This is a genomic window from Algoriphagus sp. UBA3586 (assembly GCF_002376385.1).
Taxonomy (GTDB): Bacteria; Bacteroidota; Bacteroidia; order Cytophagales; family Cyclobacteriaceae; genus Algoriphagus; species Algoriphagus ornithinivorans.
On the sequence record NZ_DFMT01000045.1, the window covers coordinates 44,855 to 58,063 of the forward strand.

The following is a 13,209-nucleotide window of genomic DNA, read 5'->3' on the forward strand; positions in this document are numbered from 1 at the left end:
AAATGAACTTAAAAGAAATAAAAAAAGAAATTTCTGAAGCAACGAAGAAGGATTTTTTCGTCAATCTTGAAATTCAAGTTTCAGTGCCAAAAACTGGTATTAATCGAAAGCTAACAGGAGTTTCAGCCTTCTATGATTATTTGGAGAATCAAATTAAAGGGTTTCAATCATTGGAAGGTGATTTGCCTAATGAATTCAAGGATTCATTGAAATTATTTGAAGACCTGAAAAAGAGGGTTGTTAGCTTTATAAATAGCTATAAATCTTCAACTAATGAACCTGGTTTTAAATCTGGCTGGACAGATCAAGTAGGAAGATTCTTTTCAAATAGTCAAATCATATTTGAATTTGATGCGCCAAATACAGATTTCTTACTCGAAATCTTTCGAAGTAAAAAGCAATATTATTCTGGTGCTGTTAATTATTTAACTGGTAATATTTCTCCGGGAGGCATACAGGATAGGAACTATTTGAATGGAGTTATTCTAGCATACGAATACTTTCAAAAAGGAGAAACTGAAATCAAAAAAAGGAGGGATAATGAAAAATCATCTCTATCAAGATTTAGAAATCACATAGATGAATACATTTCTAAATCAGAAGGTGATTTTATTTCTCATTCAGGAGATTTAAAAAAGAAAACGGATGATACAATCGATGAAATAATTAAATACAAAGAGTCTAAGACCAAAGAGTACGAGGACTGGTTTGGAAAAACTTCAAAATCATTCTCAGAATTTGATGCCTCATCTCATGAGAAAATTACATACTTAGAAAATCTTTATCATGAAAAGCTAAAACTTGAGGCTCCTGCTCAATATTGGAATAAAAGAGCAAAATCATTGAAGACTGAAGGTAGATGGTGGCTTGTAGGATTAATTTTATCAATAATTGCTGGGGTTGGAATATTTATTTATGCTTTACAACTTTTGTCGGATGGGACTTTAAAAGATATTTTTGACGATACTGCAACGGCAGTGAAATGGTCTGTTATATTTATTACCCTTGTTTCTTTTTTAGCCTTTTTGATAAAAACCCTATCAAAAATGACATTTAGTACCTTCCATCTTTCCCGTGATGCAGAGGAAAGGGAGCAGTTGACATACGTGTTTCTTGCCATGCAAAAAGAAAAGGCTATTGACCCAACAGAAAGACATTTAATTATGCAGTCCTTGTTTAGTCGAGCAGATACAGGACTTTTAAAAGATGAAGGTTCTCCAACTATGCCAGGAAATATTTTTGATAAGGTAATTGCTAGTGGGAAATGAAAATTGAAAACTGGAGTTTTGCAAAACTTGATCAAATATCATCGAAAATAACTGATGGTTCCCATAATCCTCCTCCAAAAATGGAAATTGGATTACCAATGTTAAGTGCCACAAACATACTTAATGGAGAAATTATATTCGATAAAATTCGGCTAATCGATCCGTTAAAATTTGAAGGAGAATATAAGAGAGCGAATGTCGAACCTAATGATGTTTTATTAACAATCGTTGGTACAATTGGAAGGTCAACTGTGGTCCCTTTAAATATTGAAAAGTTTACCCTTCAAAGAAGTGTTGCTTTGATTAAGCCTCTTGGGGTAAATCCAAAATATTTATCTTTTACACTTAGATCACCTAATATTCAAAAAATTTTTGATGCCAATTCAAAAGGAACCGCCCAAAAAGGTATTTACTTAGGTACCTTAAAGAAAATTGAAATTCCCTTTCCTCCCCTCCCCGAGCAGCGAGCGATTGTAGCCCGGATCGAGGAGTTGCTTAGTGAGTTGGATCATTCCATCGCCAACCTCAAATCCGCCCAAGCCAAACTCGAAATCTACCGCCAAGCTGTACTGAAAAAGGCGTTTGAGGGGGGATTTACTGAGCAGTGGAGAAAAAGCCAAGTAAATCTAATTTCACAAGAAGATTTGCATACATCAATCATGAAAGGGCGTTCGAGTTTTTTGGAGCGTCAAGTTTTAGAATGGGAATCAGATTTTTCACTATGGAAAGTAAATGGAGAAAAAGGAGACAGGCCAAAGAAACCAAGACCATTGACAGTACCGGACCCTCCAAGCCCTGATCATGAAGTAAGAAAATGGGATTTACCGAGAAGCTGGGTTTGGACTCAATTGGGAACTATTTGTTTTGTCACCAAGCTAGCTGGCTTTGAATATACAGACTATGTGAAATATGATACTGAGGGTGATCTTCCTGTTCTTAAAGCTGAAAATGTTGGATTATCAGGATTTAGGAAGACAGAGTTTTCGAAAGTCAAAACTGGGTCAGTCAAAATGCTTACTAGATCACAATTATTTGGAGGAGAGCTTTTAATAGTATTTGTTGGGGCAGGAACTGGGAATGTGGCGATGGTACCTTTAAATCAAAAGTATTTTCTTGGGCCTAATATTGGTATGGCTAGACCATATCTTAAGTTAAATTCTCGGTACATCGAATTATTTTTTCAATCTGCTAAAGGGAAAAATTTAATGATGGCAGCTGTTAAAGCAGTAGCCCAACCATCCTTGTCGATGGCTACAATTAGACAGGCACCGATTGCTTTACCATCGTTAGAAGAGCAAACTCAAATCGTCCAAGAAATCGAATCTAGGCTTTCGGTTGCTGATAAGTTGGCCGATACCATACAGTTCAATCTCCTGAAATCAGAATCACTGCGACAAAGTATATTGAAGCAAGCCTTTGAAGGAAAGTTGCTTACGGAAGCGGAGTTGGAAGCCTGTCGCAGGGAAGTGGATTGGGAGCCAGCTGAGAAGTTGCTGGAGAGGATTAAGAGTGAGAAAACAAAAGCTAAGAAATCATGACTTTTTCTGAAATAGTAAAGGAACTTAACCAGAGGATAATAGATGGCGACTCCATCCTTAAAAATCTACAACCAGAAAGGGCTGAGAAATTAGGACTACTAAAGGTCAGCAAAAAGTTTTTTAATGACCAGAAGGAGCTTTTAAATGCCAGGTATACCTATCACTACGGAGGACTGAAGGAATTTCAATTTAACATTGCAGAAGAACCTGACTACGAAGGGAAACCGATTTTTAGATTCGGCCTTGCATTCAATTTTCAACCCAGTCGTAACGATCCAGATCCAGTCACAACATTGGAAAATCAGGTGTCTAGGTTTAATCAATTATTGAAAGAACATCCCGGAGTTTTATCAGAAGAGAGTTTTTGGGTTTGGAATGGTTCAGATAGAACTGAGAGTGTTCCAGTTGGAAAAATTTCCGATAAACACCGGGTTCTCGGTAAATTCCTTTTTGTTGGAAAATCAATTCCCAAACCAGCAAGAAGCATTTCTGATGAAGACCTTGAATTGATAATTGAGGAATTGGAATATCTCTACCCAATTTATCAATATGTGCAGCTTGAAATAGATCAGGCTATAAAACTGGACAAAGTTGCTAGGATTTGTTTCAATACAGAAGGGTGGGTAAAGCCGTCTGGGCATGTTGGCAAAAGTAGGACAGCAAATACCCACGAAGCTAAAGCCGGATTCGGACACGAAGAATGGTTACTGGATTTTTCAAAACTTATTCAAGGATATCATTACGCATCGCTTGAACCAATTCATAAATACAGAAATAAGTACATAGGAAGTGTGTTCAATATTCATTTATATACAATCAATGGGACAACAAAACGGAGGTTCTGGATCGGTGAGTTGAAAGATGTTGAGGTTATTGATTATGAACAGACTAACAAAATTATTGCTGAATACAAAAAAAGAGGATGGTATAATGAAATGGAGAATCAATTGGTTGATTTGGGATTAAACCCTAAAGATCTAAATAAATGGACTGAGGATATCCTTTTTAATATTAGGTTTAAGCCTGAAAATGCCCTGATTTATGACAATAGTATTGAGGTGGAGATTGGAGATGCTTCAATCCCCAGCACTAGGTATAATCTTTTGAATTTTAAGGAGCTTCCTAGTGAATTGGCTGAAGTTTTAGAAGATGATGAGTTTGGTCCATCTTCAGAAAATTATAAAGCGCCCAAACTAGCTGATTCTTCAAAAAGGATTAGTGGACCAAAAATTTCCGAGATACCGCATATCCATTACAGGATTACAGAAGAGCTTTTCAAGTATTTAAAGAAAAATGGTTTTGAAAATGTAGAATATGAAAGGAGAATTATGGGATCCTCAAAGGTTGATATGATAGGCTGGAAAGGAAAGAAGGCCACATTCTTTGAAATAAAAACCTATCCTAATGCTAAAGCCTGTATCAGGGAAGCACTTGGGCAAGTTCTAGAATATGCCATGTACCCAGCGGACTTCAGAGCAGATAAACTTGTAATTGTATCCCAAAATAAAACCTTACCCTCAGATCAAGCCTACATAAAACACCTTAGAAAATCCCTCAACCTTAAGCTAGAATATTGGGCGTTTGACTACGAGAAAAAAGCTTTGTTAGAAACTGTAAAATAAAAATGACCGAATCAGCATTAATATCAAAAGTCTGGAATTTCGCAAATGTGCTCCGGGATGATGGAGTTGGCTATGGGGATTACCTGGAGCAGATTACTTATCTGCTCTTCCTGAAGATGGCAGACGAAATGTCTAAGCCTCCCTATTCCAAAAATATTCAATTCCCACGCATCAAGGATACCGAAGGCCGGGAAATCCCCAATGGGGAATTTTGCAATTGGGAAACACTGTCCATGAAGCGTGGAGCCGAATTGGAAGCCTATTATTCCCAAATGCTTCGCTCATTGGGTACGGAGAAAGGAATTCTGGGACAGATCTTCACTAAGTCCCAAAACAAAATCCAAGACCCTGCCAAGTTACTCCGGGTGATTGATTTGATTTCTAAGGAGAACTGGACCTTGGTCGGCGCAGATGTAAAAGGCGATATCTACGAAGGCTTGTTGGAAAAGAATGCAGCAGATACCAAGTCGGGTGCAGGACAGTATTTTACTCCAAGAGCCCTGATTAGAGCTATGGTGGAGTGTTTGACACCAAAGCCTGGCAAGACCATTCATGATCCCAGTTGTGGCACAGGAGGCTTCTTTTTAGCTGCATACGACTATATCACTTCTCATCATCAATTGGATCGGGATCAGAAGCATTTCTTGAAGAACAGCACATTTTCGGGGAATGAAATTGTGGCCAGCACACGCCGCCTATGCCTGATGAATATGTTCCTTCACAATATTGGAGAGATCGATGGAGATACGTTCATTTCGCCTAATGATGCTTTGATAGCAGATGAAGGAATTCGGGTTGACTACGTACTTGCAAATCCTCCATTTGGGAAGAAAAGCAGCATGACGATTACCAACGAAGAAGGAGAACAGGAAAAGCAGGATCTTAGCTACAACAGACAGGACTTCTGGGCCTCCACATCCAATAAGCAGTTAAATTTCCTACAGCATATCCGTTCATTGATGAAAATCAATGGTGAAGCTGCAGTGGTTCTTCCTGATAATGTACTTTTCGAAGGAGGTGCGGGTGAAACAGTTCGGAAAGAACTACTCAAGACAACGGATTTGCACACTATCCTTAGACTACCGACAGGAATATTTTATGCCCATGGTGTAAAGGCAAATGTTTTGTTTTTCGAAAACAAACCAGCTTCGAAAGAACCCTGGACAAAAGAAGTTTGGATCTATGACTACCGAACAAACATCCACCATACCCTGAAAAAGGGAACGATGAAGTTGGAGGACTTGCAGGACTTTATCAACTGCTACAATCCATCCAATCGCCACAAGCGAACAGAAACCTTTAGCGAATCAAATCCAGATGGTCGTTGGCGCAAATTCAGCTATGAGGAAATCATAAACCGTGACAAGACCAATCTGGATATCTTCTGGCTCAAAGACAAAAGTCTAGCAGACCTTGATAACCTTCCCGATCCGGATGAATTGGCCGAAGAAATTATCGAGGATGTGGAGGCTGCATTGGATGGGTTTAGGGAGATAATGGGGATATTGGAAAAATGATTTTATGAAAGCATATCATTATACTTCCGGTCAAGGGCTATTTGGGATTTTGAACTCCCAAGAATTGCGATGCACAAATTTACGGTTCATGAATGATCCATCAGAAGAGTTTTACTTTGATCAACTCATGAAACAGATTCTTGAAAAGAAAGGAGATAAGTTTAAATCCGTTCATGACGTTCTTTTCAGTGAATCATACAGAAATGCTGTTCTAAGTCCTACAGAGAGACATGTTGTTTCATTCAGCAAAAATGGAGATTCCTTATCGATGTGGAATTATTATTCCAAAGGGAATGGATACAATCTTGAAATAGACCTAAATAAAGTGATAGAATTAAATACAACTTATGATTTGTATGTCGTAAAGGTTGAAATTAATTATGATGAAAATCAACAAATTGAACTTTTGGAGAAATTGATTTCTGACTTCAAAGAGAAGTCAGAAAGATTTAAAGAAGGAAAAATTAGGATGAAATATGCGATTTCCGAAAATGAATATTATGAAATTATGGGAGAAATTGATCCAATCGAGATGGATTACAATGAAAGGCTCGAAGAGTTGAAGATTGCATTTAAACACCCAGCTTATTCCAGAGAAGAAGAGGTTCGATTAATTGTTTCGGAAGTGCCTGGCCAAAATGAAGGGGAAAATGTAAAGTTTAGAATTTCAAATACTGGAATATTTGTAAGCTATATTCCATTGAGTTTAGGTTCTTGCGATAGTGTCTCAAGAATTACTACTCATCCGCTCAATGGTGAACTTCATAGAGTTGGCATTGAAGAATTTTTGAAGAGTGAACATAAGTTAAAACATATCGAAGCAATTTCTTCGAAAATTCCTTTTAGGGAGGTATAAGAAAATTTGAACTATTATTGAAATGTGTGAAGACTTAGAATTTTTTGGTCATGATTTTGAAATAGAATCTGAGAAACAAAAGCAACGGCGACTTCACCTCGATCGACAGTATGAAAAATATAGTCGGCTAGGGATAAAAGGAATAAAGGGGATAACACCGATTTGGGCTACAGACGATTTGATTTTTCAAAACATGATGAATAGTCCTAGCCCTTGGAATAACCTTATACATGTAAAAGTTAGCACCAATGATCTTGTAAAACTGATTGATTTTGGTGAATTGAATCCCAGTACTCTTTTTAGTAATGATCGAGCAAGTAATATGCGGTTTGTTACAACATTGGATTTGTGGGAAAAGGCTCAACCTGTAGATCCTCCAACCGTAAGCCCAGAGAATGTGAATGGTGAATTCAGAATTGGAATTTCAGATGGGAGACATAGGACAATTTTAGCATATCATATCGGTGCAGATTGTATACCAATCTGTTTTAATAAATATCATGAGAAAACAATTTTAGCTTTAGTCAGGCAATGCAATTAAGGGTCATTTCCAATAGGGCTTGGATATTTGGTCTTTAAGTGTTTGATTCTACACTAATCGGTCATTGATAATTGTCATCAAAATTTCCAAATTAATCGGAATGACTCAGAAAGAAATCACTTTTGCTAACTATTACCTTGCAACGTTCAATGCTACGGAAGCAGCCAAACTTGCAGGATACAGTGATCATACAGCAAGACAGCAAGGGTCTAGATTGTTGTCAAATGTTAACATCGAAAAGTATATCCAAGAAAGGTCGGAAACAATCCTAGATAGGCTAGGAGTTACCCAGGAAAGAGTTTTGTTAGAACTTTCCAGGATTGCTTTTGCAAATCTCACAGACCTGTTTGAGGATGATTGGAAGTTGAGAAATCTGTCAGATATTCCCAAAGAAACCTCTGCTGGAATTAAAAATTTGACAAAAACAGAAACTGGGGTTAAAGTAGAAATGTATGATAAATTGGGGGCCTTGTTGAAGCTTTGGGAATTGTTGAAAGACAAAGCGAAATAATCATACTTTTTTAGACTTTGATAATTAGCTGTTTTTGAATCAATTCCACCCTTCAAAACCTAAGGATTAACACCCCTATTTACACCCTATCGAAAAATAAAAAACCTAACCATCTTCAAATCAGATGATTAGGTTAAATTATTGCAGAGAGGAAGGGATTCGAACCCTCGATACCCTTTAGGGGTATACACGCTTTCCAGGCGTGCTCCTTCAACCACTCGGACACCTCTCTAGGTTGATTATCCCGATCCATTTCTGAATCGGAGTGCAAAGAAAAAAATTATTCCCCCCGATTCCAAATTTACCTCGAAAATTGCAGCATTTTTATCAGCCTGTCATTTCCCCTGCCAAAGGGATGGTCAACTTCCTTCTAATTTCTTCAGTGGATTTTTCCTGCCCTAATAAGAACATCAATTTAGTAATCGCAGCCTCGGTAGTCATATCTGCACCACTCACTACACCCACATTCAATAACTCCTTCGATGTCTCATAGCGCCCTTGAATGACTCGACCACCATTGCATTGGGATACATTTAAAATGATCAGGCCTTTTTTGATTGCCCGCTCTAAAGATTTCATAAACCAAGCCTCACTCGGACTGTTTCCAGACCCATAGGTTTCCAAAACAACACCTTTCAGCCCTTCTATATCAAAGCATGCATCCATCACTTTCTCCGTAATTCCCGGAAAAAGCTTCAGGATCATCACTCGGTTATCCAAATCATTCAGATTAACCAATTTTCGATGTGACTCATAAGGTCTAATCGCTGCCGTATTATAATCGATGACAATCCCGGATTCGGCCAAATTTGGATAGTTTTCAGACTCAAAGGCATCAAAATGCACACTCTGAACCTTCTTAGCTCTATTACCTCTAAGAAGCATGTGGTTAAAGAAAATACAGACCTCAGGGACGATAGGATAATCATCAATCTTAGCAGTAGCAATTTCCAAACTGGTCATCAAGTTTTCCCTTGCATCAGATCGCATTGCTGAAATAGGCAACTGAGCTCCGGTAAAAATTACAGGCTTATTCAGTCCATGAAGCATGTAACTCAGCATGGAGGCAGAATAGGCCATGGTATCTGTTCCATGCAATACAACAAAGCCATCGTAGCTATCATAGTTTTCTGTAATGATATAAGCCATATCCTTCCAATGATGCATAGATACATTGGAGGAATCAATGGGCTCCGGAAAAGAAATCACCGTAATGGCAATATCCATATTGGAAAGAATCGGGATTTTTTCCAGAATCTGACCAAAATTAAAAGGCACAAGAGAACCACTTTCATCATAAGCCATCCCCAAGGTACCACCAGTGTAGATAATCAAGACGGAAGAAGTTCTACTGGACTTTATCCGTGTATTGAGTCGAACTATCTTATAATTCATAGCTAAATTCCTTAAATAAGCGAAGGGCATTCTGTTTGGTTTTTAATGCCACTTCTTCTTTACTAAGCTCCAACAAATCCCCTACTCGCTCTGCGATATAAGGCAAATAGGCAGGTGTATTTCTCTTTCCCCGAAAAGGAACGGGAGCCAAGTAAGGCGCATCCGTTTCCAAAACCAGATTTTCAATGGCGATGTGAGGCAAAACTTGATCCAAGCCTCCATTTTTATAAGTACTTACCCCACCTATTCCCAGCAAAAAACCCATTTCGATAATCTGATTGGCCTGTACTAAGTTCCCCGTAAAGCAATGAAATATCCCTTTCAATTTCCCATCATGTTCTTCCCGAACAATCTCTATGGTTTCATCCATTGACTCTCTACAATGCAACACAATAGGAAGCTCCTTTTCTTTAGCCCAAGCTATTTGAACTCGAAGCGCCTCTTGTTGCTGCTCGAAATAGGTCTTGTCCCAATACAAATCGAGCCCGATCTCTCCTACCGCTGCAAAGGGCCTTTTGTCTAACCATCCCTTCATCTCATCCAATTGAGCTAAAAAGTCTTCTTTGACATCACAGGGATGCAAACCCATCATGGGTATACATAGTCCAGGATAACGCTTTTCGCATTCAAGCATTCTGTCTATGGTGGCTACGTCCACATTGGGCATGTAGATTTTCTCAACACCATTATTTCGAATTTCTTCAATAACAGCGTCTAAGTCAGAATCAAACTTGGTAGAATAAATATGGGCGTGAGTATCAATCAGGTTCATCGGTATTTTCTTGATTTCCATTTTACAGGAGAAGGCCAAAAGTAATAAAGAATTGTCAGGAGGGAGATAGGAAAAAAGTAAAAATCAAAGCTTAACAGCTTCCAAAATGAAAGCTTACGTCCTGCTTTTTTTGCAAAAGTATAGTGAAACAAGGCCTGGAAAAAGGATTTCGTGCCTGCAACCAGCAAAATCCACCAGCCTATGGAGCTGTATAAAAAGATGATGGCAGGAAAATAAAAAAACTGTAACCCCAGGATCACTTTCCAAAACCATGGCAGGGTCATTACTCCAAACATCCAGCGCTTTCTTTGCGCTAATAGCGTCACCAAACTTGATTCAGCTTTGGTAAAGGCCAAAGTATTCGGACTTACTTCTGAAATCACCTCATAGCCCAACTTGCTGACGGCCTTACTGATTTCCAGATCTTCTGTTAATGAGAAAGGTATTTCCAAAAACCCTCCACTTTCTCTGTAAGCAGAAGCTTTGATAGCCATATTATTCCCCAGACCAGTGGTGGATAATTTGATATCAGAGGCAACTTTGACAAAGCCCTGAGTATTCCACCAATCAATTTCCTGAAAAAACGAAGATATCCCGGCCCCAGCTACTTGGGTGATACCTAGGGCTATTCCTGTTTTTTCTTGAAAAGAAGAGATCATTCCCTTGATCCATTGAGGATTGACTTTACAGTCAGCATCTGTAAATAGAAAATAATCACCTTGTGCTTTTTTTGCTAAAAGCCCAAGTGCAAAAGCTTTAGGATTTTTTTCAGTTGATTTTACCTCCTGAACGCTGAGGTAATTGGCATTTTTCTTTTTTTGACACCAAGAGTCTAATAACTGAGGCGTCTGATCAATGCTTTGATCATCTGCAAATAAAAATTCAACTTGGTCTTTTGGATAATCCAACAAATCAAAAGATGCTAATAATTGGGGTAAATGTTGTTCTTCATTTCTTGCTGCAACAAGAACAGAAACTTTTGGAAATTCCTTCATCTTTTGAATATTCCCATAGGATTTCCAATAGTGATTAATCCGAATGATCACCACTATAAATTGATGAATTAAAAAACTGGAAATTAGGGCAGCAACTAGGAGCATTTAGAGAGAGGCTGTTTCCCAGCCTTGATCCAGCACATAATCTAAAAAATCCGGAAGGAAAGCAGGCAAAACTTGCCGAGTTTTTTCTTGATCGTGAAATAATACGATAGACCCCGGTTCCGTATGCTTTTTAGCTATAGATAATATTTGAGAAGCACTTAGCTTAGGATCGTAATCAGCCGAAAGCACATCCCACATGACGATTTGGTGTGTTTGGGAAACTTTTCGGGCTTGGGTATTAGTCATCCAACCATACGGAGGCCTGAATAAACCAACTTTGACCCCTAGGCGATCCTCCAAGATCTCATCGCATTTCTGAACATTCTCCAGATAAGTTTCAGAAGAATATTTGATTCCAAAAAGATGATTAAAGGTGTGATTTCCTATCCCATGTCCTTCCTGAATGAGATTATTTGCCAGTTCAGTATGCTTTTTTACATTATCCCCCACTACAAAAAAAGTAGCTTTTTGCCCTCTTTTTGCTAGCTCATTCAACACAAAATCCGTAACCCCGGGAACTGGTCCATCGTCAAAAGTCAAATAGACTAAGGGAGTATCTTTCTTCCAAATCCTTTTAGGAAAAAGTAGTGGAGCAAGTTTGGGAGTTTTGGGAAACCAAGGCATTATTTGAAACGCAAACTGAACAATGTCAAATCATCCCTCAGTGGAACTTCTCCGGTGAAGGCCTTCAAAACGTCTAGAAACTTTTCATGAAAATCTCCGGGATCAATGCACAAATGATCCTTCACAAAATCCGATAATCTATCTTCTCCAAACTCTCTTTCTTCTTCGTCCAAGGTTTCTGTCAAACCGTCAGTATAGAGATGCAGCGTAAAGTCAGCCGATAAGTCCCTATTTCCGATTTCCAAAAATGGCAGCTCTTCAAAAGCCCCTAAAATAGTGGTTCCCGCTTCCAGTAATTCTATTTCATTTTCATCCTCCCTACATAAAATCGGTGGATTGTGTCCGGCATTGACATATTCTAACTTTCTGGTTTTATGATTGAATTTACCCAAAAAGAACGTGATAAATCGCTCCCCATGAGTATTGTCAAAAAGTGTGTAATTCAACTGCTTAACAATTGTCGGCAAGTTGGCATCACTTCTCAAAAGAGTTCTCAAGGCAGCCTGAAAATTAGACATCAATAAAGCAGCTGCAATTCCTTTCCCCGAAACATCCGCGATACAGAAATAGGACACATCCTCAGACTGCTGAATGAAATCATAATAGTCGCCTCCCACCATACTGTGAGGGAAATAGGTCACTTTTGCCTTTAATCTTTCCTCATCGGGCAATTTTGAAGGAAAGAGCATTTGTTGAACCTTAGACGCGATAGAAATTTCACGATTGAGAACTTCCTGCTGAAGTTGTTTTCTTGCAAAACGCTTATTTTCCAAAGCCACCACCAGAATATTAGTCAGTGCTTGAGTAAAATTCAGATCTAACTCCTCTTCCCTATCCTTTCTTCTCAGAAAAAGAATGGCAAGCATCTTTTCCTTATGATATACCGGAAGGTAGGTTTCCAGTTCTTCAAAAGAGAATTCAGCATTGAGTTCTAAGCGCAGCTGCCCAGATTTTTTTTCATCTTTAACCTGATCTCTCGGAATGTATGCAGGCACTTTACCTTTTACTCCATGCGCTATCTTTTTTTCAAATCCTTCTTCCTTCGATACATATAGAAGGAGAGATTTTATATTCAAGTGAACCAAGCAGGTAAACTTAAATATATCCCCTAAAACCGCCTCAGGCTGATTTTCATTGATCGCTTGAGTGATTTCTAAGAGCGCTTTAAGCTCCAGTTCTTTACGCTGATATTTATGATTTTCTGATATCAATTTATAATGCATTATGAGCCATTAAGCCCTCTTTGGTAGCCAAGTACAGCAATTCCGATCCTTCTTTCATTACATCTACTTTATCAAATCTTTCCTCATCCGGAGCGGATAAGCACTTAATGTAGCCCTTTTGATATAAGGATTGAAGGGTTTTTAGGATCAATTCATCCTCCCAACTGGTAGATTCTTGTAAATAACTGAATGGCTGTACAAAGTACAGCTCATCCAATAAATCAAATTCCTCTTCGCTCATG

At 38.5% G+C, this 13,209-nt stretch carries 13 protein-coding genes and 1 tRNA gene; 7 read left to right on the forward strand and 7 right to left on the reverse strand.

The features are described from left to right. Nucleotides 1-2: 2 nt before the first annotated feature. The 7 genes from B2906_RS15810 (at nucleotide 3) to B2906_RS15840 (ending at nucleotide 7,853) form a co-directional block, all read left to right on the forward strand. Entirely contained in the window at nucleotides 3-1,268 is a 1,266-nt protein-coding gene (locus B2906_RS15810) for a DUF6161 domain-containing protein (RefSeq protein ID WP_286941615.1), read from the forward strand. After that, nucleotides 1,265-2,806: a restriction endonuclease subunit S gene (locus tag B2906_RS15815; RefSeq protein WP_286941617.1), complete on the forward strand. Its 1,542-nt coding sequence runs from the start codon at nucleotides 1,265-1,267 to the stop codon at nucleotides 2,804-2,806. The genes B2906_RS15810 and B2906_RS15815 overlap by 4 nt, the downstream gene beginning before the upstream one ends. Next, the gene (locus tag B2906_RS15820) at nucleotides 2,803-4,428 is read left to right on the forward strand and encodes a hypothetical protein (protein ID WP_286941619.1); all 1,626 of its coding nucleotides are present in this window, start codon (nucleotides 2,803-2,805) and stop codon (nucleotides 4,426-4,428) included. Before B2906_RS15815 ends, B2906_RS15820 begins: the two co-directional genes overlap by 4 nt. 2 nt (nucleotides 4,429-4,430) lie before the next feature. Then, a complete protein-coding gene (locus B2906_RS15825; protein WP_286941621.1) occupies nucleotides 4,431-5,945 on the forward strand; it encodes an HsdM family class I SAM-dependent methyltransferase in 1,515 nt (504 codons plus the stop codon). Between the two features lie 127 nt (nucleotides 5,946-6,072). Further along, the gene (locus B2906_RS15830; protein WP_286941623.1) at nucleotides 6,073-6,801 is read left to right on the forward strand and encodes a DUF2971 domain-containing protein; all 729 of its coding nucleotides are present in this window, start codon (nucleotides 6,073-6,075) and stop codon (nucleotides 6,799-6,801) included. 22 nt (nucleotides 6,802-6,823) lie between these two features. After that, entirely contained in the window at nucleotides 6,824-7,342 is a 519-nt protein-coding gene (locus tag B2906_RS15835) for a hypothetical protein (RefSeq protein ID WP_286941624.1), read from the forward strand. A gap of 100 nt (nucleotides 7,343-7,442) precedes the next feature. Beyond that, nucleotides 7,443-7,853, forward strand: coding sequence for a terminase small subunit (locus tag B2906_RS15840; protein ID WP_286941626.1), 411 nt, complete (start codon nucleotides 7,443-7,445; stop codon nucleotides 7,851-7,853). A gap of 144 nt (nucleotides 7,854-7,997) precedes the next feature. On the opposite strand, the gene B2906_RS15845 is transcribed toward B2906_RS15840, so the two are convergent. The 7 genes from B2906_RS15845 to B2906_RS15875 form a co-directional block, all read right to left on the reverse strand. Continuing rightward, nucleotides 7,998-8,085 (reverse strand) — tRNA-Ser (locus B2906_RS15845). A 95-nt stretch (nucleotides 8,086-8,180) separates the two neighbouring features. Next, nucleotides 8,181-9,248, reverse strand: coding sequence for an asparaginase (locus B2906_RS15850; protein ID WP_091648789.1), 1,068 nt, complete (start codon nucleotides 9,246-9,248; stop codon nucleotides 8,181-8,183). Continuing rightward, nucleotides 9,238-10,020: a TatD family hydrolase gene (locus B2906_RS15855; RefSeq protein WP_286941628.1), complete on the reverse strand. Its 783-nt coding sequence runs from the start codon at nucleotides 10,018-10,020 to the stop codon at nucleotides 9,238-9,240. Before B2906_RS15855 ends, B2906_RS15850 begins: the two co-directional genes overlap by 11 nt. Further along, nucleotides 10,017-11,120 carry a glycosyltransferase gene (locus B2906_RS15860; RefSeq protein WP_286941631.1) on the reverse strand — a complete coding sequence of 368 codons (1,104 nt, stop codon included), beginning with the start codon at nucleotides 11,118-11,120 and terminating at the stop codon, nucleotides 10,017-10,019. The genes B2906_RS15855 and B2906_RS15860 overlap by 4 nt, the downstream gene beginning before the upstream one ends. Beyond that, complete coding sequence (locus tag B2906_RS15865; RefSeq protein ID WP_286941633.1) at nucleotides 11,121-11,744, reverse strand: polysaccharide deacetylase family protein; 624 nt, start codon at nucleotides 11,742-11,744, stop codon at nucleotides 11,121-11,123. Then, nucleotides 11,744-12,967 carry a PP2C family protein-serine/threonine phosphatase gene (locus B2906_RS15870; protein WP_286941636.1) on the reverse strand — a complete coding sequence of 408 codons (1,224 nt, stop codon included), beginning with the start codon at nucleotides 12,965-12,967 and terminating at the stop codon, nucleotides 11,744-11,746. The genes B2906_RS15865 and B2906_RS15870 overlap by 1 nt, the downstream gene beginning before the upstream one ends. Beyond that, nucleotides 12,957-13,208, reverse strand: coding sequence for a hypothetical protein (locus tag B2906_RS15875; RefSeq protein WP_286941638.1), 252 nt, complete (start codon nucleotides 13,206-13,208; stop codon nucleotides 12,957-12,959). The genes B2906_RS15870 and B2906_RS15875 overlap by 11 nt, the downstream gene beginning before the upstream one ends. Nucleotide 13,209: the final 1 nt, after the last annotated feature.

What these genes read in the sequence shown, in the direction of transcription:
- B2906_RS15810 (WP_286941615.1), top strand. Translation starts at nt 3, where the DNA reads ATGAACTTAAAAGAAATAAAAAAAGAAATTTCTGAAGCAACGAAGAAG.
- B2906_RS15815 (WP_286941617.1), top strand. Translation starts at nt 1,265, where the DNA reads ATGAAAATTGAAAACTGGAGTTTTGCAAAACTTGATCAAATATCATCG.
- B2906_RS15820 (WP_286941619.1), top strand. Translation starts at nt 2,803, where the DNA reads ATGACTTTTTCTGAAATAGTAAAGGAACTTAACCAGAGGATAATAGAT.
- B2906_RS15825 (WP_286941621.1), top strand. Translation starts at nt 4,431, where the DNA reads ATGACCGAATCAGCATTAATATCAAAAGTCTGGAATTTCGCAAATGTG.
- B2906_RS15830 (WP_286941623.1), top strand. Translation starts at nt 6,073, where the DNA reads ATGAAACAGATTCTTGAAAAGAAAGGAGATAAGTTTAAATCCGTTCAT.
- B2906_RS15835 (WP_286941624.1), top strand. Translation starts at nt 6,824, where the DNA reads ATGTGTGAAGACTTAGAATTTTTTGGTCATGATTTTGAAATAGAATCT.
- B2906_RS15840 (WP_286941626.1), top strand. Translation starts at nt 7,443, where the DNA reads ATGACTCAGAAAGAAATCACTTTTGCTAACTATTACCTTGCAACGTTC.
- B2906_RS15850 (WP_091648789.1), bottom strand. Translation starts at nt 9,248, where the DNA reads ATGAATTATAAGATAGTTCGACTCAATACACGGATAAAGTCCAGTAGA.
- B2906_RS15855 (WP_286941628.1), bottom strand. Translation starts at nt 10,020, where the DNA reads ATGAACCTGATTGATACTCACGCCCATATTTATTCTACCAAGTTTGAT.
- B2906_RS15860 (WP_286941631.1), bottom strand. Translation starts at nt 11,120, where the DNA reads ATGCTCCTAGTTGCTGCCCTAATTTCCAGTTTTTTAATTCATCAATTT.
- B2906_RS15865 (WP_286941633.1), bottom strand. Translation starts at nt 11,744, where the DNA reads ATGCCTTGGTTTCCCAAAACTCCCAAACTTGCTCCACTACTTTTTCCT.
- B2906_RS15870 (WP_286941636.1), bottom strand. Translation starts at nt 12,967, where the DNA reads ATGCATTATAAATTGATATCAGAAAATCATAAATATCAGCGTAAAGAA.
- B2906_RS15875 (WP_286941638.1), bottom strand. Translation starts at nt 13,208, where the DNA reads ATGAGCGAAGAGGAATTTGATTTATTGGATGAGCTGTACTTTGTACAG.